The following is a 24,531-nucleotide window of genomic DNA, read 5'->3' as shown; positions in this document are numbered from 1 at the left end:
TTCAGCCCCAAGTGCTGGTTGCGAGCGATTCTTGCCTTGTATAGGCTTGCGCGCCGCCCGACCACTCCTGGACCTGTCATACATGCGTTCTCTCTGTTATCCGCTACTGCCTTTGGCCCTTGCCTGTGCATCGCCCTCCTTCGCAGGGCCACTTGAGCTGGGGGAAGTTCAGGTTCGCAGTGAAGAAAGCAGCGAGTTGGACTTGGCCCGAGCCCGGATGAACGAAGTGCCCGGCGCTAGCAATGTGATTGACCTGAACACGGTTGAAACCGGACGAACAGGCAGCAATACCGACGTGCTCGCGTACCAGCCCGGCGTCTATGCGCAGTCAGCGGGCAATGACGGTGCCAAGGTTTCGGTGCGCGGTTCTGGCCTCAATCGGGTACCCGGCGCGCACGGTTCAGGTTTGTACGTGATGTTCGACGGGTTGCCGCTGACCGGTCCCGGTGGCACACCCTATGAGTTGTTTGAACCGTTATGGCTCAGCCGCGCCGAAGTCCTGCGCGGCGCCAATGGTTTTGACGCAGGAGCACTGGCACTGGGCGGCTCGATCAACTACGTCACCCATACCGGCTACGACGCCGCCCCGCTGCAAGTGCGGTATGAGGCAGGGAGTTACGGCTATCAAAAGCGCCAGATCAGTTCGGGGCAAGTACTGGGCGATCTGGATTACTACATTTCCCTGAATGACTCCGATACCAACGGTTATCAAGACCATACCCGTGGCAGCAGCAAAGGTATGGCGGCGAACATCGGTTATCGTTTCAGCCCGCAATTGGAGACGCGCTTTTATTTGCGTTATCGCGAAACTGATAACCAACTGGCAGGCCGGGTCACTAAAGATCAGATCAAGCATCATCCCCGCTCGGCCAACCCGGTCTATGTCGCCGGAGATTACAGCCGTCCTCAACCCGGCAGTACGTGGTTCGCCAACAAGACGACGATGTACCTGGACGACAATTCGCAACTTGAAGCTGCGATGGTGTATCACGACTACCCGATGGACCTGCGTGAAGGCCCTAACCGGCTGAAAGTCGCCTACACCGATGTCAGCGGCACCTTGAACTACAAGCGTCGTGACACGCTGTTCGGACAGCAAAGCAACACCACCGTGGGCTTGCGCAGTACCAAGCACCTGCCCAATAGCGGGGCTTCGGAGTATGTGCGAATTCCGGCGGGCAACACCGCAGCGTACCCTCCGGGTACAAAGATGCGTGACTTCAGCTACCAAGGCTCGGACACCGTGCTGCACGCCAGCAACGATCTGGAACTGATACCCGATGTATGGCTCACCACAGGCATGGCCCTGATCTATACCCGCCGTGAAAGCGAGGTGAGCTACCCCGAGAGCGGCGGCAAGGTCAGCCAGCATGATTGGGACTACGCGCCACGTATCGGCCTGCGTTATGAATTCAGTCCCCAATTACAGGTGTATGGCAATGTGAGTCGCTCCGTTGAGCCGCCTCACCCATGGTCAATGATCTGGGGCTCGCCCATCACCTTCCCCGTCGGGAATGGCCCTGCCACAGGCCGTCAAAGCACACCTGTTGCCTTACGCAATCAGACAGCCACGACTCTTGAGTTGGGGACACGCGGCGACTCATGGCTCGGCCAATGGGATCTCGCCTGGTACTACTCGGCCATTCGCCATGAATTACTCAGCGTCGAAACTCAGGCTGCAACCGCCACTCAAGCACCGATTGTGGGCGAATCCAACGCCAGCCCCACTGTTCATCAAGGGATTGAAGCCGGGCTCAACAGTCTGTTGTGGGAGAAAGACGGGGTTGGCAACGTCTCTTTGCGACAGGCCTACACATTCAGTGACTTCCACTACCGAAACGACGATCGTTTTGGCAGTAACGCGCTGCCCGGCATTCCCCGCCATTACTACCAGGCCGAGCTTCGCTACAACCATCCGCGCGGGTTCTACGCGGGTGTCAACACGCAGGTGGCTTCACCCATGGCCGTGGATTACGCCAACTCGTATTACACCTCTTCGTACAGGCTGTGGGGCGCCACATTCGGGTATGCCTCACCCAAGAAAGACTGGCAAACCTGGCTCGACCTACGCAACCTGACCCGCCAGCGCTACACCGCAACGGTCACGCCCGGTTATGACGATATGGGCAAGGACGCTGCGCGCTCGACCCCCGGCGAAGGCATGGGCGCCTACGTCGGGGTGTCTTACAACTTCCGCTAGTCGCGTGGCTGAATGTCAGCGGGCAGTCGCACTTTGCGACGCGTTCCGCTGAACAGTCCCCAGCTGGAGAGAAAAAGGGCTGCGATCAACGGCCCGATCACAAAGCCATTGAGACCAAAAATGGCCATGCCGCCCAAGGTGGAGATCAGGATCAGGAAGTCCGGCATTTTGGTGTCTTTGCCCACCAGAATCGGGCGCAGTACGTTATCCACCATGCCGATCACCAACACCCCATACAGCGCCAGAACCACGCCCTCCCACACCTGGCCCGTCACCAGAAAGTAGATGGCCACCGGGGCCCAGACAATACCGGCGCCGACGGCGGGCAGCAGCGACAGAAACATCATCAGCACCGCCCAGAACAACGAGCTGTGGATGCCCAGAAACCAAAACATCAGCCCGCCCAGAGCACCCTGTGTGATAGCGACTGCCAGGTTGCCCTTGACCGACGCCCGCACCACGCGACGCAGTTTGAGCTGCAGCAAACGCTTCTGCTGCTCAGCCAGCGGCACCGCATTACGAATGCTGCGCACCATCTGCTGGCCATCACGGATAAAGAAATACAGCAGGTACAACATGATGAAAAAGCTCACCACCAACTCGAAGGTACTCTGGCCAAAACTGAAGACCTGCGTGGCAAAGAACTGGCTGCCTTCCAACGCGCCTTTGGACACTTTTTCACTCAAACCGGCGATATTGCCCAGACCAAAGCGGTCCAGCCAATTCTGAACATTCATCGGCAAGATGTCTTTGAACTGCATGACGTAGCTTGCGACGTTGATCTTGCCGCTTTGCACGTCGTTGTAGAGCATCGCCACTTCCTGCACCAGCAGGGCGGTGGTGACGATGACCGGCAAAATGGCGATCACGGTACATATGCCCAAGGTGGCGAAGGTCGCCAGGTTGCGTTGCCCCTTGAGCTTGAGCAGTAATTTACGTTGCAAGGGGGCGAAGAGAATCCCCAGTGCGACTGCCCAGAAAATGGCGCCGTAGAACGGCAACAGAATCCAGATGAAAGCAATTGTGACCAAGGCCAACAATAACAGCAGGGTTTTGCGTTGCAGGCTTGTTTCGTTCATAGGCCGTCCATGTCAGTAAGGCGCACATTCGTCGGTTAGCGCCAGCTTAGTCCGCAAAGCGTCTGCCAAGTGCCATCGTTGCTGCATAAAGCATAGATCCAGATCAACATTCCACTGTTTAAGCTCGATTAACATCGCGCCCTTTGCGAATGGCTCGACTATGTCCCTTGCATCGCCCGAACTCCTCGCCCCTGCCGGCACTCTGAAGAACATGCGTTACGCCTTCGCTTATGGCGCCGATGCCGTGTACGCAGGCCAACCGCGCTACAGCTTGCGGGTGCGCAATAACGAATTCGACCACGACAACCTGGCCATCGGCATTAAAGAAGCGCAAGCCCAAGGCAAACGCTTTTACGTCGTGGTCAATATCGCGCCACACAATGCCAAGCTGCGCACCTTTCTCAAGGATCTGGAGCCGGTGATCGCGATGGCCCCGGATGCGTTGATCATGTCTGATCCGGGCCTGATCATGCTGGTGCGCACGCACTTTCCACACATGCCGATCCACCTGTCGGTGCAGGCCAATACGGTGAACTGGGCGAGCGTCGAATTCTGGCGCCAGCAGGGGCTGAGCCGAATCATCCTGTCCCGCGAATTGTCCCTGGAAGAAATCGAAGAGATTCGTCAGCAAGTGCCTGACATGGAGCTGGAGATTTTCGTGCATGGCGCGCTGTGCATGGCCTATTCGGGGCGTTGCCTGTTGTCCGGCTACATGAACAAGCGAGATGCCAATCAGGGCAGTTGCACCAACGCTTGCCGCTGGAAGTATGAAGCTGCGCCCGCCACCGAGAATGAATTGGGCAATATCGTCAACGTGGTTGACCCGTCTGTGGAGCCGACCCTGGGCATAGGCCAGCCGACCGACGAGGTGTTTATGTTGCATGAAGCCAATCGTCCTGAAGAGCCCATGGCGGCGTTTGAAGACGAGCATGGCACATACATCATGAACTCCAAGGACCTGCGCGCCGTTCAGCACGTGTCCCGACTGACGCACATGGGCGTGCATTCGCTGAAAATCGAAGGCCGCACCAAGTCGCACTTTTACTGCGCCCGGGCCACGCAGGTATACCGCAAGGCCATTGATGACGCCGTGGCAGGCCGTGATTTTGACCGAAGCCTGATGACTGACCTGGAGTCTCTGGCGCAACGCGGGTACACCGAAGGCTTCCTGCGCCGCCATGTGCATGACGAGTACCAGAACTACCTGCATGGCAGTTCACTGTCCCAGCGTCAGCAGTTCGTGGGCGAGCTGACAGGGGAACGGCGCAACGGCATGGCCGAGGTCAAGGTTAAAAACCGGTTTGCCGTGGGCGATCATCTGGAACTGATGACCCCGCGCGGCAACTACCACTTTGACCTTTATCAATTACGCAGCAGTGCCAACTTGCCAATCGAGGTTGCGCCCGGTGATGGCCATACGGTGTACCTGCCGATTCCCGATCAAGTGGACCTGAGCTATGCATTGCTGATGCGGGACCTGACCATCAGCGAGACGATCAAACACACAGCGCTGTAACAGCCAGCGTCATTGCTGCGGGTGAAGCGATCAATCCCTGAACACTTCATCCAGCAGGTTATGCATCGCGATAAAAGCGCGTTTCGCAGTTTTGGCGTCGTACATCATCTTGCCCGGGACGTTGGCGTGAGGGTCTGTGAACGAGTGCACAGCGCCACCATAGCTGAGCAACTGCCAGTCAACGCCCGCTGCATTCATCTCGTTTTCAAACGCCGGAAGTTGCTCGCGCGGTACCAAGGGGTCGGACGCCCCGTGCAGCACCAGAACGGCGCCCTTGATGCTGTTGGCATCAACAGGATTGGGGGTATCCAGAGTACCGTGGAAGGATACCGCTGCTTTCAACGGCGCTCCGCCACGGGCCAGCTCCAGCGAGCAACAGCCGCCGAAACAAAAGCCGAAGGTTGCGAGTTTGGCGCTGTCGACCTTGGCAAACGAGGTCGTACGCAAGTTATCGTAGGCGGCCCACATGCGTTTACGCAGCAAGGCACGGTCGTTTTTCAGCGGCATCATCGCCGCACCCGCCTCGTCAGCGTTCGAAGGACGGACACCCTGACCATACAAGTCGGCAATCAGTACAACGTAGCCCTGTTCGGCCACGGACTTGGCAATCTCTTCAGCCCCGGTACTGATACCCATCCAGTTGGGCGCCATCAGCAACCCCGGCAACGGATCCGCACGGCTCGAATCATAGGCAAGACGGCCCTCGTAAGGCTGGCCATCAATTTGGTAGATCACCGATTGGAGCGTTATTGATTCCATTGAAAACCTCTGAATTTGAAACAAAAAAAACCCGCCGAAGCGGGTTTTTATAGACGTCTTACACGGACAACTCAACTAACAACTTATTGAGTCTACGGACATAGGCCGCCGGATCTTTCAGGCTGTCGCCTGCCGCGAGTGCCGCCTGGTCGAACAAGATGTGCGACAGATCGCCGAAACGCTCTTCACTCTGTTCCGCATCCAGTTTTTCGATCAACGGGTGAGCCGGGTTGAATTCGAAAATGGGCTTGGAATCCGGCACTTTCTGACCGCTGGCTTCAAGGATCTGACGCATTTGCAAACCAAGATCCTGCTCGCCAATGGCCAAAATGGCCGGGGAGTCCGTCAAACGGTGCGATACACGCACTTCACTGACGCTGTCGCCCAAGGCCGTCTTGATGCGCTCTACCAAACCTTCTTTGGCCTTGGCCACTTCTTCTGCGGCTTTCTTGTCCTCTTCGGAGTCCAGATTGCCCAGATCGAGGTCGCCACGGGCTACGTCAACAAAGGTTTTGCCGTCGAATTCGCTGAGGTAGCTCATCAGCCACTCATCAATACGGTCGGTCAACAGCAGCACTTCGATGCCTTTCTTGCGGAAGACTTCCAGGTGCGGGCTGTTTTTGACCTGAGCGTAGGTTTCACCGGTCAGGTAGTAGATCTTGTCCTGGCCTTCTTTGGCACGCTCAAGGTATTGCGCCAGGGAAACCGTCTGCTCGCCGCCTTCTTCGTGGGTAGACGCGAAGCGCAGCAGACCGGCGATTTTTTCTTTGTTGGCGAAATCTTCAGCCGGGCCTTCTTTCATCACCTGACCGAAGTTTTTCCAGAAGCCCTGGTATTTCTCGGGCTCGTTCTTCGCCAGTTTTTCCAGCATGTCCAGGACACGCTTGGTCAGCGCCGACTTCATGGAGTCGATGATCGGGTCTTTTTGCAGGATTTCACGCGACACGTTCAACGAGAGGTCGTTGGAATCGACCACGCCTTTGATGAAGCGCAGGTAAAGCGGCAGGAAGGACTCAGCCTGATCCATGACGAATACGCGCTGTACGTACAGCTTCAGGCCTTTAGGCGCTTCACGCTGGTACAGGTCAAACGGAGCGCGGGCAGGCACATAGAGCAACGAGCTGTATTCCAGCTTGCCTTCGACCTTGTTGTGGCTCCAGGCCAGCGGGTTTTCGAAGTCATGGGCGATGTGCTTGTAGAACTCCTGATATTCCTCGTCCTTGACTTCAGTGCGAGGACGGGTCCACAAGGCGCTGGCGCGGTTAACGGTTTCCCATTCCAGCGCAGGCGTTTCTTCGCCTTCTGCAGCGGCCTGTTCTTTTGGCAGCTCGATCGGCAAGGCGATGTGGTCAGAGTACTTTTTAATGATGTTGCGCAGGCGCCAGCCATCGGCGAACTCTTCTTCGCCGGACTTCAGGTGCAGAACGATCTTGGTGCCGCGCTCAGGTTTTTCGATCGTGGCAACTTCAAACTCGCCCTCGCCTTTGGACGCCCAGTGCACGCCTTCGCTGGCAGGTGTACCGGCACGACGACTGAACACGTCGACTTTGTCAGCGACGATAAAGGCGGAGTAGAAACCCACGCCGAATTGACCGATCAAGTGCGAATCTTTCTTTTGATCGCCCGAGAGGTTTTTCATGAAATCGGCTGTGCCGGACTTGGCAATCGTACCCAAGTGGGTGATGACGTCGTCACGGTTCATGCCGATACCGTTGTCTTCGAGGGTGACGGTCTTGGCGTCCTTGTCGAAGCTCACACGGATTTTAAGTTCATCGCCGCCTTCCAGAAGTTCTGGCTTGGACAGCGCTTCAAAACGTAATTTGTCGACAGCGTCGGAGGCGTTCGAGATCAATTCGCGAAGGAAGATTTCCTTGTTGGAATACAGCGAATGGATCATGAGGTGCAACAGTTGCTTGACCTCGGTCTGGAAGCCCAGGGTTTCCTTTTGAGTTTCCACGCTCATTGTTATAAAACTCCAATTTGATGGCATGAGCCACGCCCTAGAGGGTTGGCGGCGGGATGTCATGAACGTTGGGGCTGGCATCGAAATTTCAAGGCCTGTGTTTTGAATCAAAACGGACCCATTGCTTTTCTCCGGTTGCTGCACCGTGTCGAGCCTCTCTATACAGGGCATTACGACGATATTACCGGGCCATTACTAATGTGCTTGGCTTGTCCGCCGGTGACTGCGTAGAATTCGCGCGCGGCGTGCATTTATATATCTGCACACCCAAGGAACTTAAGCTATCGGCCTGTGCTCAAACGGCCGGTAGATATACTCAATAAGGAGAAACACCCCATGCGTAAGACTTTCGCTGTTGCCTTGATGTTGGCTGCTTCCCTCGGTCTCGCTGCTTGCGACAAAAAATCCGAAGACAAAGCACAAGATGCTGCTCAACACTCCGAGCAAGCTCAAGAAAAAATGAATGAAGCACAAGACAAAGTAAACGAAGCAGCAAAAGAGAACGCTGAAGCGGCTAAAGCTCAAGCTGAATCGAACAAAGCTGCTGCTGAAGAAGCCGCTCCGGCTGCTCCAGTTGCACCGGCTGCTCCAGAAGCCGCTCCTGCTACCAAGTAATTCCTTTACTTGGCTGCAAAAGAAAGCCCGCTTGATGCGGGCTTTACTTTGTCTGCAATTTGACCGATCAGAGCAACAGCGTCTTGAACGTCGGGCTCAACATTAACAACAGCGTGCAAAGCATTCCGACCACCCAGGCCACGGAGCGTTGCCACGCCAGATCTGCCCAATAGCACAGCAAAAACACACACCGCGCACAGACAAAAACGATGGCCAAAGTGTCAATCACAAAGCCCTGAGTCTGGGTGGTGTGTGCCATCAATACAGCGGCGGCAAACAGCATGAAGGCTTCAAAACTGTTTTGATGCCCCGCCAGAGCCCGAGCCCCCAAACCGGTCAAACGTGCCTGTTGTTCACGGGGCAATTGGTTGTCATAACCGCCCTGCTCTTTCATGGCTTTTGCTACGGGTATGCGTGCAATAAAAATCAGCAACGCGCTGATAAACACACACCAGAACGGAATACTCATGGGGTTGCGTCCTTGTTTGGCTCAGGCAATAGCGCCTCAGTCGGGGTGTAGACCATGACACTCAACACGTCGGAATGAAACTCGCGTCGGTATAAAACCACGACGACACCCGCACTCATGAGCATGAATAACCACGGGCTGACGAACCACGCCAGCATGGTCATGCCGAAGTAATACGAACGCAGGCCAAAGTTGAACTGGTTGGCCGCCATCGAAATCACTTTGGCGGCGCGCAAGGCAAACGCCTTGCGCTCTTGTTCCGCCACATCGCGCTCGCCAATCATGGGCGCCGAGCCAATGAGGATGGCGGCAAAGTTGTATTGGCGCATGCACCAGCTAAAGGTGAAAAAGGCATAGACGAACACCAGTGCCAGGCACAACAACTTGATTTCAGACATGCCCTGCGACGCTTGTTGCACCATCGGGATGTCGGCCAACAGGGACACTGCCCGCTCCGATGCACCCAGCACGGTCAGAATACCCGCCAGGATGATCAACGTGCTGGAAGCAAAAAACGATGCATTGCGCTCCAGATTGCCAATCACGCTGGCGTCGGCAATGCGGTTGTCGCGCAGCAGCATGCGGCGCATCCAGTCCTTTCGATACAAGTGCAGCACACTGGCCAGACAAGCCGTGTCGTGCGCTTTCCAGGTGGCATAGCGGGTGTAGCCACCCCAGCACACGACAAACCAGAGAGCGGCTAAAAGATGAGTCCAATTTGACTGAATGAACGACATGGGGTTTCCCGAAGCGCACGTGAAGGTGAGAGTTATGCACGTTCGTTCGACGCTTTGGCCAGCAAAAAGGCACGCCCATAAAAAATGCCCTGTATCAAATTGATACAGGGCATTTTGATCGGTTCATCGCCCGCTTTTGGCGGACTGAACAATCACGCCAAGGCTTCGTGACGCTTGCCCAGCATGCGGTCGCAAATCACCGCCCCGAGCAGAACGACCAGCGAAGGCACCAGCCACGCCAGACCTTGCTCACTGAACGGCATGTTGACCAGTTGGGTCGGAATCCAGCCCGCCATGCCAGCGCCTTTGAGTGCGTCAATGGAACCGAAGATGAACGACACCAGCATGACCGGGCCTACAATCCTGGCTTGAGCATGCCACAGGCCTTTGCAGAAACTCAGCGCCACCAGCACGATGCACGGCGGGTAGATCGCTGTCAGCAACGGGATGGAGAACGCGATCAACTGCGTCAGGCCCAAGTTGGACACGCCCAGCGAGAACAAGGCCAGTATGACCACCAGAGCCTTATAGGACAGTGGCAGAACAGTACTGAAGTACTCGGCACAGGCACAGGTCAGACCCACTGCTGTCACCAGGCAAGCCAGTGCAATCAACACGGCAAGGAAGCCACTGCCCAGCGAGCCGAAGGTGTGCTGAACGTACGCGTGCAGCACCGCCGCGCCGTTGGTGGCGCCGGCGGCAACTTCATGACTGCCCGAGCCGAGACGGAACAGGCTGACATACACCAGTGCCAAACCGACGCCTGCAATCAGGCCCGCAATGATGGCATAGCGGGTAATCAGCTTGGGCGATTCCACGCCACGGGAGCGGATGGCGTTAACGATCACGATGCCGAATACCAGGGCGCCCAGCGTGTCCATGGTCAGGTAACCATTGATGAACCCTTGGGAGAACGGCGCTGCAACGTATTCCGGGGTGGCCACGCCAATGTCGCCCGCCGGCAATGCAAATGCAGCGATACCGAGGATCGCCAGCGCGATGATTTTCAGCGGCGCCAGAAAACGCCCCACGGTGTCCAGCAGACGGCCTGGGTACAGTGAAACGAAAAACACGATAAGGAAGTACACCGAGCTGTACAGGAACAGCGCGAGCGGGCTTTCCCCGGTCAGGGGCGCAAGACCGACTTCAAACGATACAGTGGCCGTACGCGGGGTCGCGAACAGCGGACCTACCGCCAGGTACGCAACAGCAGCCAACAAGCCACCGGCGATTTTACCGATCGGACTGCTCAGCGCATCCATGCCACCGCCGACTTTCGCCAGCGCCACAACGGTGATGACTGGCAGGCCTACAGCGGTGATCAGAAAGCCCAACGCGGCAATCCAGACATTCGGTCCGGCTTGCAGGCCAACGATCGGCGGGAAAATGATATTGCCAGCCCCAACGAACAGGGCAAACGTCATAAACCCAAGTGCCAGGATGTCCTGGCCTTTCAATACTTTCATTACGGAAATACCACACTACTGAATCGGAATTTAGAGGGGGAATTTCCCGTGCGGATGTGGGAAATGCTGTCGAACTGTATAAGTCCAACCCGTCTAGCGCGTGGCTTCCTTGTGGGATGCGAACGCAGAATTGGCCGTCAGATTACCCATTTTTTTCCTGCAACGCACTGTTGCAGGGCGTTCTGTCCGATGAACGCATGCAGTTGTCGCTTTGATGACATCGAAATTCGCCTTGGTGTGCTTTTCCTACATGGCAGCACATAACAACCTACGCACCCATTCACTAAACGGCTGGGAGTCCGGCAACAGGTTGTACGGGATTTGTCGCTGATGGCGATCAGCACGACGCTGCTTCGAGGGAACTTCGCCCCGTCAAAGACGCTATTGAACGCCTCAATCGAACGCAATGCCTGGGAGGTAGCATTCCTGTGCAGCCGAACCTGAAGCGACCAGCCCCCACGAAGGCTACAGCCTGACGTCTGTTTAACGGCGGCTTTTCAAAGTCCCGGGGCCTGAACGCACAAAGGCCACCCGAAGGTGGCCTTTGTCTGGTGTAGCACTCAATCAAGCACGTGGCTTATTTGATAGCCCAGCCAGTCAGCTCGGACAGAGCCTTGCCAATGTCTGCCAGCGAACGCACGGTTTTAACACCTGCGTCTTCCAGAGCAGCAAACTTCTCGTCTGCAGTGCCCTTGCCGCCGGAGATGATTGCGCCCGCATGGCCCATGCGCTTGCCTGCAGGGGCAGTCACACCGGCAATGTAGGAAACAACCGGCTTGGTCACGTTTGCCTTGATGTAGGCAGCCGCTTCTTCTTCAGCCGAACCGCCGATCTCACCGATCATCACGATCGCTTCGGTCTTCGGGTCTTCCTGGAACAGCTTCAGGATGTCGATGAAGTTGGAGCCAGGAATCGGGTCACCACCGATGCCCACGCAGGTCGACTGACCGAAACCGGCGTCAGTGGTCTGCTTGACGGCTTCGTAAGTCAGGGTGCCGGAACGCGACACGATGCCTACTTTGCCTGGCAAGTGGATGTGACCTGGCATGATGCCGATTTTGCATTCGCCCGGCGTGATCACGCCTGGGCAGTTAGGGCCGATCAGGGTCACGCCCAGCTCGTCGCACTTAACTTTAGCGTCCAGCATGTCCAGGGTAGGAATGCCTTCAGTGATGCACACGATCAGCTTGATGCCACCGAACGCCGCTTCAAGGATGGAGTCCTTGCAGAACGGAGCCGGTACGTAGATAACGCTGGCTGTTGCGCCAGTCGCCGCTACTGCTTCTTTTACCGTGTTGAAAACAGGCAGGTCCAGGTGAGTGGTGCCGCCTTTGCCCGGCGTCACACCGCCGACCATTTTGGTGCCGTACTCAATGGCTTGCTGGGTGTGGAAGCTGCCCTGCGAACCGGTGATGCCTTGGCAGATAACTTTGGTGTCTTTATTGATCAGGACGCTCATTACTTGCCCTCCGCAGCTTTGACAACTTGTTGAGCAGCGTCGGTCAAGCTGGTAGCAGCGATGATGTTCAAGCCGCTTTCTGCCAGTACTTTAGCGCCCAGTTCAGCGTTGTTGCCTTCAAGGCGCACAACCACCGGGATTTTAACGCCGACTTCTTTCACTGCACCGATGATGCCTTCGGCAATCATGTCGCAACGAACGATGCCGCCGAAGATGTTGACCAGTACTGCGGCAACATTGCTGTCGGACAGAATGATCTTGAACGCTTCAGTCACGCGTTCTTTGGTAGCACCGCCGCCAACGTCGAGGAAGTTGGCAGGCTTGCCGCCATGCAGGTTGACGATGTCCATGGTGCCCATGGCCAGGCCAGCGCCGTTAACCATGCAGCCAATGTTGCCTTCCAGCGCTACGTAGTTCAGTTCGAACTGGGCAGCGTGCGCTTCGCGCGGATCGTCCTGAGACGGATCGTGGAAAGTTTTCAGCTTCGGCTGACGGTACATGGCGTTAGCGTCGATGTTGATTTTCGCATCGAGGCAGTGCAGATCGCCGTCAGTCTTGATAACCAGCGGGTTCACTTCCAGCAGGGCCAGATCGTGGTCCTGGAACAGTTTGGCCAGACCTACGAAGATCTTGGCGAACTGGGAAACCTGCTTGCCTTCCAGACCCAGCTGGAAAGCCAGCTCACGACCCTGGAATGGCTGAGCGCCAACCAGTGGATCAATCGTGGCTTTAAGAATTTTTTCAGGAGTGTCGTGCGCGATTTTCTCGATGTCCACGCCACCTTCGGTGGAAGCCATGAACACGATACGGCGGCTCGAACGGTCAACGACAGCGCCCAGGTACAGCTCTTTAGCGATATCAGTGCACGATTCAACCAGGATCTTGGTGACCGGCTGACCATTGGCGTCAGTCTGGTAGGTCACCAGACGCTTGCCCAACCACTGTTGTGCGAATGCTTTAGCGTCTTCTTTGCTGCGAACCAGCTTTACACCGCCCGCTTTACCGCGACCACCTGCGTGAACCTGGGCTTTTACAACCCATTCGGTCCCGCCGATTTTGTCGCATGCTTCTGCGGCCGCTTCCGGGGTGTCTACTGCATAACCCTTGGATACTGGCAGGCCGTATTCAGCGAACAGCTGCTTACCCTGATACTCGTGAAGATTCATGCTTTTTACCGTCTTCGTTAGGTACTGCGCATTCGGCGCTGCACTTTTATTAGTGCCGCACCACCTGTGACTGCTGCTTGCACTGTTTCAACAAACCCGACACCCGCGTGGGCGGAGTCGGGCCTGATTGAAACGGGACAAGACTGCGTCCGGCGGAAGTTCCGCGGTGAGGCTTGCGAGCAAGGCTCACGACGGGCAAACCGCCGTGGTTTCTTATTGTCTGGTCTTAACGTTTCTTACGGTTGGCAATGTGGATGGCGCCGCCATTCACTGCCAGCGCTGCTTCGTGCAACGCTTCGGACAGGGTTGGATGGGAGAAAACCATCATGCCCAGATCCTCGGCACTGGTGCCGAATTCCATACCAATAGCGCCCTGCTGTACCAGCTCTGCTGCGCTCGGGCCAATCACGTGGACGCCCAGTACGCGGTCAGTTTTGGCATCAGCAATGACTTTTACAAAGCCACCGGTGTCGTTTGCTGCCATGGCACGGCCACTGGCGGCGAACGGGAAGGTGCCGACGTTAACTTCAACGCCTTCAGCTTTCAAGGCCTGTTCGGTTTTACCGACCCACGCGATCTCCGGGTGAGTGTAAATAACCGATGGAATCAGGTCGTAGTTCATCTCGGTCTTGTGACCTTTGATGCGCTCGACAACCATGATGCCTTCTTCGGAAGCCTTGTGAGCCAGCATCATGCCGCGCACTACGTCACCAATGGCGTATACGCCCGGTACGCTGGTGGCGCAATGATCGTCAACAAACACGAAACCGCGCTCGTCGATGGTCACGCCGCTGTCGGCTGCCAGCAGCTCGGTGGTCACCGGACGGCGGCCTACCGCTACGATCAGCTTGTCGAAGGTGATGGTCTGTTCGCCGTTGGCGTCGGTGTAGGTCACAACGACTTCTTCGCCGTTAACCTTGGAACCGGTAACGCGGGCGCCCAGTTTGATGTCCAGACCTTGCTTGGTCAGGGTTTTGTAGGCTTCCTTGGACACAGCAGCGTCAGCCGCCATCAGGAAAGTATCCAGGGCTTCAAGAACCGTCACCTGAGCACCCAGACGCGACCATACCGAACCCAGCTCCAGACCGATCACACCAGCACCGATCACGCCAAGACGCTTGGGTACGGACTGGAATTCCAGGGCGCCGGTCGAATCAACGATGACGTTGTTATCAACTGGAGCTGGCGGAATGTCGATCGGGCGCGAACCCGAAGCCAGAATCACGTTCTCGGCTTCGATGATTTCAACGCTGCCGTCAGGCTTGGTCAGTTCAACTTTCTTGCCGGCCAGCAATTTGCCGTGACCTTGCAGGGACGTCACACCGTTGGCCTTGAACAGGGTTGCAACGCCGGAAGTCAGACCTTTAACGATGTTGGCCTTACGGCCTACCATCGCTGGCACGTCCATCTTCACTTCACCGGTGCTGATACCGTGGATGGCGAATGCATCCTTGGCTTCGTGGTACTTCCAGGAGCTGTCCAGCAGCGCCTTGGATGGAATGCAGCCAACGTTCAGGCAGGTACCGCCCAGCGCCAGTTTGCCTTCCTTGTCGGTGTATTTTTCGATGCAAGCAGTCGAAAGGCCCAGTTGAGCGGCCTTGATGGCTGCAACGTAGCCCCCAGGGCCCGCACCAATCACTACAACGTCAAATTTCTGAGACATGTAAAAGAATCCTCTTTTAGCGACAAGCTTCAAGCCGCGAGCTGCAAGCCAAAGCCAGGTCGCGAACGACCGCAGGCTTCAGACTTGCAGCTCATGGCTGCTTCTATCAGATATCCAGCAGCAGACGCGCTGGATCTTCCAGCAGGTTTTTGATTGCTACCAGGAAACTTACAGCTTCTTTGCCGTCGATCAAGCGGTGATCGTAAGACAGAGCCAGGTACATCATCGGACGGATGACAACCTGACCGTTGACGGCCATAGGACGCTGAAGGATGTTGTGCATGCCCAGGATCGCAGCTTGCGGCGGGTTAACGATCGGGGTCGACATCATCGAACCGAAAGTACCACCGTTGGTGATCGTGAACGTACCGCCGGTCATTTCGTCAATCGACAGTTTGCCGTCACGGGCTTTTTTGCCGTAGGCAGCGATGCCGCCTTCGATTTCCGCCAGGCTCATCAGCTCTGCGTTACGCAGAACAGGCACTACCAGGCCGCGGTCGCTGGACACGGCAACGCCGATGTCTGCGTAGCCGTGGTAAACGATGTCGGAACCGTCGATCGAAGCGTTGACAGCCGGGAAGCGTTTCAGCGCTTCAGTGGCGGCCTTCACGAAGAACGACATGAAGCCCAGACGCACGCCGTTGTGGGACTTCTCGAACAGGTCCTTGTACTTCGAACGCAGTGCCATGATTTCAGTCATGTCCACTTCGTTGAAGGTGGTCAACATCGCCATGTTGGACTGCGCTTCAACCAGACGCTTGGCCACAGTGGCACGAACGCGGGTCATCGGAACGCGTTTTTCAACGCGGTCGCCAGCAGCGAATACCGGTGCAGTTGCAGCAGGCGCAGCCGCTTTGGCAGGTGCAGCAGCAGGCGCGGCTTTTTTGGCCGCTACAGCAGCAACGACGTCTTCCTTGGTCACACGACCACCTTTGCCAGTACCGGCAACGGAAGCGATGTTGATGCCGTTTTCTTCAGCAATTTTGCGCGCAGCCGGTGCAGCGATCGGGTCATCTTCGCCATCAGCAGCAGGTGCAGCGGCCTGAGCGGCAGGAGCAGCAGCGGCCGGTGCAGCTGGAGCCGCCGCGCCGCCTTCAACGATAGAGCCCAGCACTTCGTCAGACAGAACGGTGTCGCCTTCGTTCTTGACGATTGCGCCCAGTACGCCATCAGCGGTGGCCAGTACTTCCAGCACAACTTTGTCGGTCTCGATATCAACAATCAGGTCATCACGCTTTACAGCGTCGCCCGGTTGCTTGTGCCAGGTGGCAACGGTGCCGTCGGCAACCGATTCCGGAAAAGTTGGGGCTTTAATCTCGATAGCCATGTTCGTGGTTCCTTTAATTCGGTTCAGTGCGCGAAGGCGTTAAACAGTAAACGCGTCTTGCAACAGTTTGGCCTGTTGCTCGGCGTGCATCGATGCATAACCACAAGCAGGTGCAGCAGAAGCGTCACGGCCCGCGTACTCAAGTACGAGCGACTTGTCGTGACCGCCAATGATGCGGCGCATGTGATGTTGGCTGCAGTACCAGGCACCCTGGTTCATCGGCTCTTCCTGACACCAAACAATGTGTTTGACGTTTTTGTACGGAGCCAGGACTTCAATCAAGTCGTCCTCAGGGAACGGATACAGCTGCTCAAGACGCACGATGGCGATGTCTTCACGACCTTCGGCACGGCGTTTTTCCAGCAGATCATAGTAGACCTTGCCGCTACACAGGACGATGCGCTCGACGTTCGCCGGATCCTGCGCGTCGATTTCCGGGATAACGGTCTGGAACGAACCTTCCGCCAGATCTTCGAGGGTCGACACGGCCAGTTTGTGGCGCAGCAACGACTTCGGCGTCAGTACCACCAGCGGCTTGCGCAGCGGACGGATGACCTGACGGCGCAGCAGATGGTAGATCTGTGCCGGAGTGGTCGGTACGCACACCTGAATGTTGTGCTCGGCGCACAGCTGCAGGTAACGCTCAAGACGTGCCGAGGAGTGCTCGGGGCCCTGACCTTCATAACCGTGTGGCAGCAACATGGTCAGACCGCACAGGCGACCCCACTTGTGCTCGCCGCTGGTGATGAACTGGTCGATCACAACCTGCGCACCGTTGGCGAAGTCGCCGAACTGGGCTTCCCAGATCACCAGCGCGTTTGGCGTGGTGGTCGAGTAGCCGTATTCAAACGCCAATACCGCTTCTTCCGACAGCAACGAGTCGTACAGGTCAAAGCGAGGCTGACCTTCGTACAGGTGCTGCAACGGAATGTAGGTGCTGGCGTCTTTCTGGTTGTGCAACACGGCGTGACGGTGCGAGAACGTACCGCGGCCGATGTCCTGACCCGTCATGCGGATCGGGTGACCTTCGAACGCCAGGGTCGCGTATGCCATGGTTTCGGCATAACCCCAGTTGATCGGCAGGCCACCGGCTTGCATTTTTTGACGGTCTTCGTAGATCTTCGACACCTGACGCTGCATGACGAAGCCTTCTGGAATTTCCAGCAGCTTGGCCGACAGCTCTTGCAGGGTTTTGAGATCAAAACGCGTGTCGTGACGCGCAGTCCAGGCATGGCCCAGGTACGGACGCCAGTCTACGAACAGCTCTTTGTTAGGCTCTTTGACCAGGCTTTTTACCACATGCAGACCGTTGTCCAGCGCGTTGCGGTATTCGTCGATCTTGGCCTGAACGCGATCTGTGTCAACCACACCTTCCTGAGTCAGACGGTCGGCATACAGTTCACGGGTGGTGCGCTGTTTGGCGATCTGCTGATACATCAGCGGCTGAGTGCCGTTTGGCTCGTCGGCCTCGTTGTGACCGCGACGGCGGTAGCAGAACAGGTCGATCACGACGTCACGCTTGAACTGCATGCGGTAGTCGATAGCCAGCTGGGTCACGAACATGACGGCTTCCGGATCATCACCATTGACATGGAGGATCGGCGCTTGAATCATTTTCGCGACGTCGGTGCAGTACTCGGTGGAACGCGAGTCCAGCGGGTTGCTGATGGTGAAGCCCACCTGGTTGTTAATCACCAGGTGTACGGTACCGCCAGTCTTGAAGCCGCGTGTTTGCGACATCTGGAAGGTTTCCATGACCACGCCCTGACCTGCGAACGCAGCGTCACCGTGGATGGAAATCGGCAGAACCTTGTCGCCCGTCTTGTCGTTACGACGATCCTGGCGTGCACGTACAGACCCTTCAACCACTGGAGAAACGATTTCCAGGTGGGACGGGTTAAACGCCATGGCCAGGTGAACTTCGCCACCGGAGGTCATGACGTTGGAGGAGAAGCCCTGGTGGTATTTAACGTCACCGGAACCCAGCTCGATCTTTTTCTTGCCTTCGAACTCGTCGAACAACTCGCGCGGGTTTTTGCCGAAGGTGTTCACCAATACGTTCAGACGACCACGGTGGGCCATGCCGATGACGATTTCTTTGGTGCCGTAGTTGCCCGAACGCTGGATCAGCTCGTCCAGCAAAGGAATCAGGCTCTCGCCACCTTCCAGGCCGAAACGCTTGGTGCCCGGGTATTTGGTGCCCAGGTATTTTTCCAGACCTTCGGCAGCCGTGACGCGCTCAAGCAGATGGCTTTTGACTTCAGCCGAATACGTTGGGCGGCCGCGCACGCTTTCGAGGCGCTGTTCAAACCAGTGGCGCTGCTCGGAATCGACGATGTGCGTGAACTCTGCGCCAATGGTGCGGCAATATGTCTGCTGCAACGCTTCGAGAATTTCGCGTAGGCTCGCTTCCTCTTTGCCGATGTACAGGTCGCCGGCACGGAAGGTCGTATCAAGATCGGCATTGGTCAAGCCGTAATGATTGATCGACAGGTCTGCAGGTGCAGGACGCTGCCACAGCCCCAGCGGATCAAGCTGGGCTGCCTGGTGGCCGCGCATCCGATAGGCCTGGATCAATCGCAGCACTTCAACCTGCTTCTTCTCGTGCTCACTGCTCACGCTCCCGGCGGAAACCGGTTGGGCGCGGCGCTGGTTCTTTGCCAGCAGCACGAAATGGTCGCGGATTGTGGAGTGCGAAACATCGTTGGCAGAGTTGCCGTCAGTCGGCAACGTCTGAAATTTGGTGCGCCATTCTTCTGGCACAGCGTTAGGGTCGTGCAGGTAGAGCTCGTAGAGCTCTTCCACATAGGCAGCGTTACCACCTGAAAGATAGCCGCTGTTCCACATGCGCTGCATCACGCTTTCTTGCATGCTTGGTCACCCTCGGTTAGGGGACACCATCGACGAGAACACCAGAGCATGCTTGAGAAAGTCCGAATACAGCGACTAAAACAAGCCACTTAGGATCACGCTGATAGTCCGGGTACCAGCCCGGATGCCCCTGCTGGTCTCATTTCTTCAAAATAAGAGCCGCAACTTTGTGAGCTGCTGCTCAGGTTAAAACTACGGCGCCGGTTGAAGCCTGCGCCGCAGCATCTTCGGTTACAGCGATCTACGGTAGAGCGGTGTATCAGACGCCGCTTTGCAGCAGCATGCTACGCACGTGGCCGATGGCCTTAGTCGGGTTCAGACCCTTCGGACACACGTTCACGCAGTTCATGATCCCGCGGCAGCGGAATACGCTGAACGGGTCATCCAGTGAAGCCAGACGCTCGCTGGTCTTGGTGTCACGGCTGTCAGCCAGGAAACGGTAGGCTTGCAGCAGTGCAGCAGGGCCCAGGAACTTGTCCGGGTTCCACCAGAAGGACGGGCACGAAGTCGAGCAGCAAGCGCACAGGATGCACTCGTACAGACCGTCGAGCTTTTCACGCTCTTCTGGCGATTGCAGACGTTCGATGGCCGGGGCCGGCGTATCGTTCTGCAGGAACGGCTTCACCTTCTCGTATTGCTTGTAGAAGATGCTCATGTCGACGACCAGGTCACGGATAACCGGCAAACCTGGCAGCGGACGGATCACCAACTTGTTACCTTTTACGACAGCGGACAGCGGCGTTACGCACGCCAGGCCGTTCTTGCCGTTGATGTTCATGCCGTCGGAGCCACACACGCCTTCGCGGCAAGAGCGACGATAGGAAAAACCTTCGTCCTGCTCTTTGATCAGGGCCAGAACGTCCAGCACCATGAGGTCTTTACCATTGGTATTGACCTGGAACTCTTGCATGAACGGTGCAGCGTCCTGATCCGGGTTGTAGCGATAAACACTGACTTTCAACATATCGGCCACCCTTAGTAAGTACGAACCATTGGCTGGAAGGTCGGAACGGTTTTCGGCGAGAAGTTCACCGCACGCTTGGCTACGCGTTTCTCACCCGGGAAGTACAGGGTGTGGCACAGCCAGTTAACGTCGTCACGATCTTCGTAGTCTTCACGGGCGTGAGCACCGCGCGATTCTTTACGGGTTTCAGCAGCGATTGCAGTGGCTTCAGCCACTTCAAGCAGGTTTTGCAGCTCAAGTGCTTCGATACGGGCCGTGTTGAATGCCTGGCTCTTATCGTTGATTTTCACGTTGGCGATGCGCTTGCGCAGCTCTTGCAACTGGGCAATACCCTTCTGCATGTATTCGCCGGTACGGAATACACCGAAGTAGTTCTGCATGCAGCTTTGCAGCTCTTTACGCAGGGTAGCCACGTCTTCGCCATCAGTGCGCGAGTTCAAGCCATCCAGACGTGCCAGGGCAGCGTCGATATCAGCCTGACGTGGACGGGCGTAATCAACGCCTTCTTTCAGGGTCTGCTCAAGGAACAGGCCAGCCGCACGACCGAACACCACCAGGTCGAGCAACGAGTTGCCGCCCAGACGGTTGGCACCGTGAACCGATACGCACGCCACTTCACCGACCGCGAACAGGCCAGGAATGATTGCGTCATTGCCTTCAGCGTCCTGAGTAATTGCCTGACCATGAATGTTGGTGGCAACACCGCCCATCATGTAGTGGCAAGTAGGAACTACTGGAACTGGCGCCAGAACCGGGTCAACGTGCGCGAACGTTTTGGACAGTTCGCAGATGCCTGGCAGACGGCTGTGCAGCACTTCTTCACCCAGGTGATCGAGTTTCAGCATCACGTGGTCGCCATCCGGACCGCAACCGTTGCCCGCGATGATTTCTTTAACCATCGAGCGAGCTACTACGTCACGTCCAGCCAGGTCTTTGGCGTTCGGCGCATAACGCTCCATGAAACGCTCGCCGTGCTTGTTGATCAGGTATCCACCTTCACCACGGCAACCTTCTGTAACCAGTACACCCGCGCCGGCGATACCGGTTGGGTGGAACTGCCACATCTCGATGTCCTGCACCGGAACGCCTGCACGCAGCGCCATGCCAATACCGTCACCGGTGTTGATCAGGGCGTTGGTGGTGGAGGAGTAGATACGGCCTGCACCGCCAGTCGCCAACACGGTTGCGTTCGCGCGAACGTAAGAGGTTTCACCTGTTTCAATGCAGATGACGATCATGCCGACAAAGGCGCCGTCTTCGTTCTTGACCAGATCGACACCGTAGTATTCGTTCAGGAATACAGTGCCAGCCTTCAGGTTGGCCTGGTACAGGGTGTGCAGCAGGGCGTGACCGGTACGGTCAGCTGCGGCGCATGTACGGGCAGCCTGGCCGCCCTTACCGAAATCTTTCGACTGGCCGCCGAAAGGACGCTGATAAATGCGACCCTGTTCGGTGCGGGAGAACGGCAAGCCCATGTGTTCAAGCTCGAACACGGCTTCCGGTCCTACGGAACACATGTATTCGATAGCGTCCTGGTCACCGATGTAGTCGGAACCCTTGACGGTATCGTACATGTGCCAGCGCCAGTCATCGTTCGGGTCTGCAGACGCGATGGCGCAGGTGATGCCACCCTGTGCCGATACGGTGTGCGAACGGGTCGGGAAGACTTTGGTGATTACAGCAGTCTTGTGACCGCCTTGTGCCAGCTGCAGGGCAGCACGCATGCCAGCACCGCCGCCGCCTACAATGATGGCGTCGAACGAAAGTGTATTAACTGTGTTAGCCATGACTCAGATACCCCAAAGAATCTGCACACCCCAGACGAAGTAAGCGAACATTGCAACGCCGCATACTGCCTGGAAGAGGAAACGTACTGCTGTCGCGGACTTGCCCAGCGCCATCGGCGTCAGGTAGTCGGTCGCGATGGTCCACATGCCGACCCAGGCGTGAGCGCCGAGTGCAACAAGGGCCAGCAGACTGAAGATACGCATCCAGTTGCTTGCGAACAGCTCATGCCATTGGGCGTAGCCAATGCCAGGGTTCGCAACGAGGTACCCGATCAGGAAGATGAAATAAGCCGCTAGAACGACCGCAGACACACGCTGTGCCATCCAGTCATAGAGGCCCGAACGCGACAGGTTCGTAACGCTGGTTACCATATCCAAACTCCCGCCAGAACGATCATCACCACGGAAATGACGATTACGATTTTCGAGCCCAGTTTGCCGCCTTCCAGCGTCTCACCGATGCCCATGTCCATGATCAAATGGCGAATACCTGCCACCAAGTGGTACAGCAAGGCAGAGAGCAGGCCCCACGCTACGAATTTGGCCAGCGGACTGGTCAAGCATGCCTTCACCTCGGCAAAACCTTCTTCCGAACCCAGGGATTTGCTCAATGCATAAAGCATGATGCCCAGGCCGAGAAAGAGAATGATGCCCGATACACGGTGCAGAAATGACGTAACGCCGGTAATGGGGAGTTTGATGGTCCTTAGGTCTAGGTTTACAGGTCGTTGGCTATTCACGGCTTTTTTCACACTGAAGAGCCCCTAACAATCAGGGCAAGTTTGTTGGGATGTGCACTGGTCAGGTACCCACCACCCAGGGAGTGACGACCCCCATCTAAACGGGCCCAAAAGCCCCTGGCGGTCGGCTGCCGAGTATAGACAGTTAGGTCACTAATGACAACGCAATCACCTCCCCCTAATAGCTCATTGCAATGAAGCTACAAAAGGCGTAAACGGCAGGGATAATCGCTAAAAAATGCTCCTGAAAGCCTTGTACAGCAAGACTTTAGGCAAATTGACATTCAAATTTATCTCACTATAGTGGTGCGGGCCCTGCGTGGGGGGTCTGTCTGATGATTTCAAGCATAAATAGGAGGCCACATGGCTGACAAAAAAGCGCAGTTGATCATCGAGGGCGCAGCCCCCGTCGAGCTGCCCATTTTAACTGGCACCGTGGGTCCCGATGTAATCGATGTGCGAGGCCTCACGGCCACGGGCCGGTTCACATTTGACCCTGGCTTCATGTCGACCGCGTCCTGCGAGTCGAAGATCACCTATATTGATGGTGACAACGGTATCCTGCTGCACCGCGGCTACCCGATCGAACAACTGGCCGAACACTCTGACTACCTTGAAACCGCTTATCTGCTGCTGAACGGCGAACTGCCGACCGCAGAGCAGAAAGCCCAGTTCGTCAGCACCGTCAAGAACCACACCATGGTTCACGAACAGCTGAAGACCTTTTTCAACGGCTTCCGTCGCGACGCCCACCCGATGGCCGTCATGTGCGGCGTAGTCGGCGCCCTGTCTGCCTTCTACCACGACTCCCTCGACATCAATAACCCGCAGCATCGCGAGATTTCCGCGATCCGCCTGGTTGCCAAGATGCCGACCCTGGCCGCAATGGTTTACAAGTACTCCATGGGCCAACCCATGATGTACCCGCGTAACGACCTGAGCTACGCCGAAAACTTCCTGCACATGATGTTCAACACCCCGTGCGAGATCAAACCGATCAGCCCGGTACTGGCCAAGGCCATGGATAAGATCTTTATCCTGCACGCCGACCACGAACAGAACGCGTCGACGTCCACCGTACGCCTGGCAGGCTCTTCGGGTGCCAATCCGTTCGCCTGTATTGCGGCGGGCATCGCTGCACTGTGGGGCCCTGCTCACGGCGGCGCCAACGAAGCCGTACTGACCATGCTCGACGAAATTGGCGATGTCTCCAACATCGACACGTTCATCGCCAAGGCCAAGGACAAGAACGACCCGTTCAAACTGATGGGCTTCGGTCACCGCGTTTACAAAAACCGCGACCCGCGCGCAACGGTCATGAAAAAGACCTGCGACGAAGTGCTTAAAGAACTGGGCATCCAGAACGATCCGCAACTCGAACTGGCCATGCGCCTGGAAGAGATCGCCCTGACCGACCCGTACTTCATCGAACGCTCGCTGTACCCGAACGTCGACTTCTACTCGGGGATCATCCTCAAGGCGATCGGCATTCCAACCAGCATGTTCACCGTGATCTTTGCCCTGTCGCGTACCGTGGGCTGGATCTCGCACTGGAAAGAAATGCTCTCCAGCCCGTACAAGATTGGCCGTCCGCGCCAGCTGTACACCGGCTACGAGCAGCGTGACCTGACCAAACTCGAAGACCGCAAGTAAGCGTCCGTCTAACGACCGCGCGACACCTGCAATAAATACGGCCTCTCTCCAGAGGCCGTATTTTTTTGCCCTGAATTCTCCCCCGCCGCCCCAACAC

The 24,531-nt window shown here is 56.8% G+C and carries 19 protein-coding genes; 4 read left to right on the top strand and 15 right to left on the bottom strand.

Features of this window, described 5'->3' with window-relative positions; genetic code table 11:
- Positions 1–82: 82 nt before the first annotated feature.
- Entirely contained in the window at positions 83–2,200 is a 2,118-nt protein-coding gene (locus IF654_RS08395) for a TonB-dependent receptor family protein (protein WP_194862593.1), read from the top strand.
- Here the strand turns inward: IF654_RS08395 and IF654_RS08390 are convergent.
- Entirely contained in the window at positions 2,197–3,279 is a 1,083-nt protein-coding gene (locus IF654_RS08390; protein ID WP_047274288.1) for an AI-2E family transporter, read from the bottom strand. The two genes, IF654_RS08395 and IF654_RS08390, sit on opposite strands and share 4 nt — an antisense overlap.
- Before the next feature lie 160 nt (positions 3,280–3,439).
- Here IF654_RS08390 and trhP point away from each other — a divergent pair, with 160 nt between their 5' ends.
- Positions 3,440–4,795, top strand: a complete 1,356-nt coding sequence (gene trhP / locus IF654_RS08385; protein ID WP_194862594.1) for a prephenate-dependent tRNA uridine(34) hydroxylase TrhP — start codon at positions 3,440–3,442, stop codon at positions 4,793–4,795.
- 30 nt (positions 4,796–4,825) lie between these two features.
- Here the strand turns inward: trhP and IF654_RS08380 are convergent, their stop codons facing one another.
- Positions 4,826–5,554: a dienelactone hydrolase family protein gene (locus IF654_RS08380; protein ID WP_047274284.1), complete on the bottom strand. Its 729-nt coding sequence runs from the start codon at positions 5,552–5,554 to the stop codon at positions 4,826–4,828.
- Between the two features lie 58 nt (positions 5,555–5,612).
- Positions 5,613–7,517, bottom strand: a complete 1,905-nt coding sequence (gene htpG / locus IF654_RS08375; RefSeq protein WP_047274282.1) for a molecular chaperone HtpG — start codon at positions 7,515–7,517, stop codon at positions 5,613–5,615.
- Positions 7,518–7,853: 336 nt separating this feature from the next.
- Here htpG and IF654_RS08370 point away from each other — a divergent pair, with 336 nt between their 5' ends.
- On the top strand, positions 7,854–8,132 hold the full coding sequence (locus IF654_RS08370) for a hypothetical protein (RefSeq protein ID WP_047274280.1): 279 nt from the start codon (positions 7,854–7,856) through the stop codon (positions 8,130–8,132).
- A gap of 67 nt (positions 8,133–8,199) precedes the next feature.
- Here IF654_RS08370 and IF654_RS08365 read toward each other — a convergent pair whose 3' ends face one another.
- The 12 genes from IF654_RS08365 to sdhC form a co-directional block, all read right to left on the bottom strand.
- A complete protein-coding gene (locus IF654_RS08365; RefSeq protein ID WP_047274278.1) occupies positions 8,200–8,601 on the bottom strand; it encodes an MAPEG family protein in 402 nt (133 codons plus the stop codon).
- Complete coding sequence (locus IF654_RS08360) at positions 8,598–9,338, bottom strand: DUF599 domain-containing protein (RefSeq protein ID WP_194862595.1); 741 nt, start codon at positions 9,336–9,338, stop codon at positions 8,598–8,600. Before IF654_RS08360 ends, IF654_RS08365 begins: the two co-directional genes overlap by 4 nt.
- 152 nt (positions 9,339–9,490) lie before the next feature.
- The gene (brnQ, locus tag IF654_RS08355; RefSeq protein ID WP_047274274.1) at positions 9,491–10,804 is read right to left on the bottom strand and encodes a branched-chain amino acid transport system II carrier protein; all 1,314 of its coding nucleotides are present in this window, start codon (positions 10,802–10,804) and stop codon (positions 9,491–9,493) included.
- A 577-nt stretch (positions 10,805–11,381) separates the two neighbouring features.
- Positions 11,382–12,263: a succinate--CoA ligase subunit alpha gene (gene sucD, locus IF654_RS08350; RefSeq protein WP_016780174.1), complete on the bottom strand. Its 882-nt coding sequence runs from the start codon at positions 12,261–12,263 to the stop codon at positions 11,382–11,384.
- On the bottom strand, positions 12,263–13,429 hold the full coding sequence (sucC, locus tag IF654_RS08345) for an ADP-forming succinate--CoA ligase subunit beta (RefSeq protein WP_047274270.1): 1,167 nt from the start codon (positions 13,427–13,429) through the stop codon (positions 12,263–12,265). The genes sucD and sucC overlap by 1 nt, the downstream gene beginning before the upstream one ends.
- A 226-nt stretch (positions 13,430–13,655) precedes the next feature.
- The gene (gene lpdA / locus IF654_RS08340) at positions 13,656–15,092 is read right to left on the bottom strand and encodes a dihydrolipoyl dehydrogenase (protein WP_047274268.1); all 1,437 of its coding nucleotides are present in this window, start codon (positions 15,090–15,092) and stop codon (positions 13,656–13,658) included.
- A 106-nt stretch (positions 15,093–15,198) separates the two neighbouring features.
- Positions 15,199–16,419, bottom strand: coding sequence for a 2-oxoglutarate dehydrogenase complex dihydrolipoyllysine-residue succinyltransferase (gene odhB / locus IF654_RS08335; protein WP_047274266.1), 1,221 nt, complete (start codon positions 16,417–16,419; stop codon positions 15,199–15,201).
- Between the two features lie 39 nt (positions 16,420–16,458).
- Complete coding sequence (locus tag IF654_RS08330; protein ID WP_047274264.1) at positions 16,459–19,290, bottom strand: 2-oxoglutarate dehydrogenase E1 component; 2,832 nt, start codon at positions 19,288–19,290, stop codon at positions 16,459–16,461.
- A gap of 259 nt (positions 19,291–19,549) precedes the next feature.
- Positions 19,550–20,254 (bottom strand): succinate dehydrogenase iron-sulfur subunit, encoded by a 705-nt coding sequence (locus IF654_RS08325; protein WP_047274262.1) that lies wholly within the window; start codon positions 20,252–20,254, stop codon positions 19,550–19,552.
- An 11-nt stretch (positions 20,255–20,265) separates the two neighbouring features.
- Positions 20,266–22,041, bottom strand: a complete 1,776-nt coding sequence (gene sdhA, locus IF654_RS08320; protein ID WP_047274260.1) for a succinate dehydrogenase flavoprotein subunit — start codon at positions 22,039–22,041, stop codon at positions 20,266–20,268.
- Between the two features lie 3 nt (positions 22,042–22,044).
- Entirely contained in the window at positions 22,045–22,413 is a 369-nt protein-coding gene (sdhD, locus tag IF654_RS08315) for a succinate dehydrogenase, hydrophobic membrane anchor protein (RefSeq protein ID WP_003446906.1), read from the bottom strand.
- On the bottom strand, positions 22,407–22,793 hold the full coding sequence (gene sdhC / locus IF654_RS08310; RefSeq protein ID WP_070411961.1) for a succinate dehydrogenase, cytochrome b556 subunit: 387 nt from the start codon (positions 22,791–22,793) through the stop codon (positions 22,407–22,409). Before sdhC ends, sdhD begins: the two co-directional genes overlap by 7 nt.
- A gap of 351 nt (positions 22,794–23,144) precedes the next feature.
- Here sdhC and gltA point away from each other — a divergent pair, with 351 nt between their 5' ends.
- Complete coding sequence (gene gltA / locus IF654_RS08305) at positions 23,145–24,434, top strand: citrate synthase (protein ID WP_047274256.1); 1,290 nt, start codon at positions 23,145–23,147, stop codon at positions 24,432–24,434.
- Positions 24,435–24,531 lie beyond the last annotated feature (97 nt).

Origin of the sequence: Pseudomonas lundensis (assembly GCF_015377145.2) — a bacterium.
Lineage (GTDB): Bacteria > Pseudomonadota > Gammaproteobacteria > Pseudomonadales > Pseudomonadaceae > Aquipseudomonas > Aquipseudomonas lundensis.
This window is presented reverse-complemented; position numbering and strand designations above follow the sequence as displayed.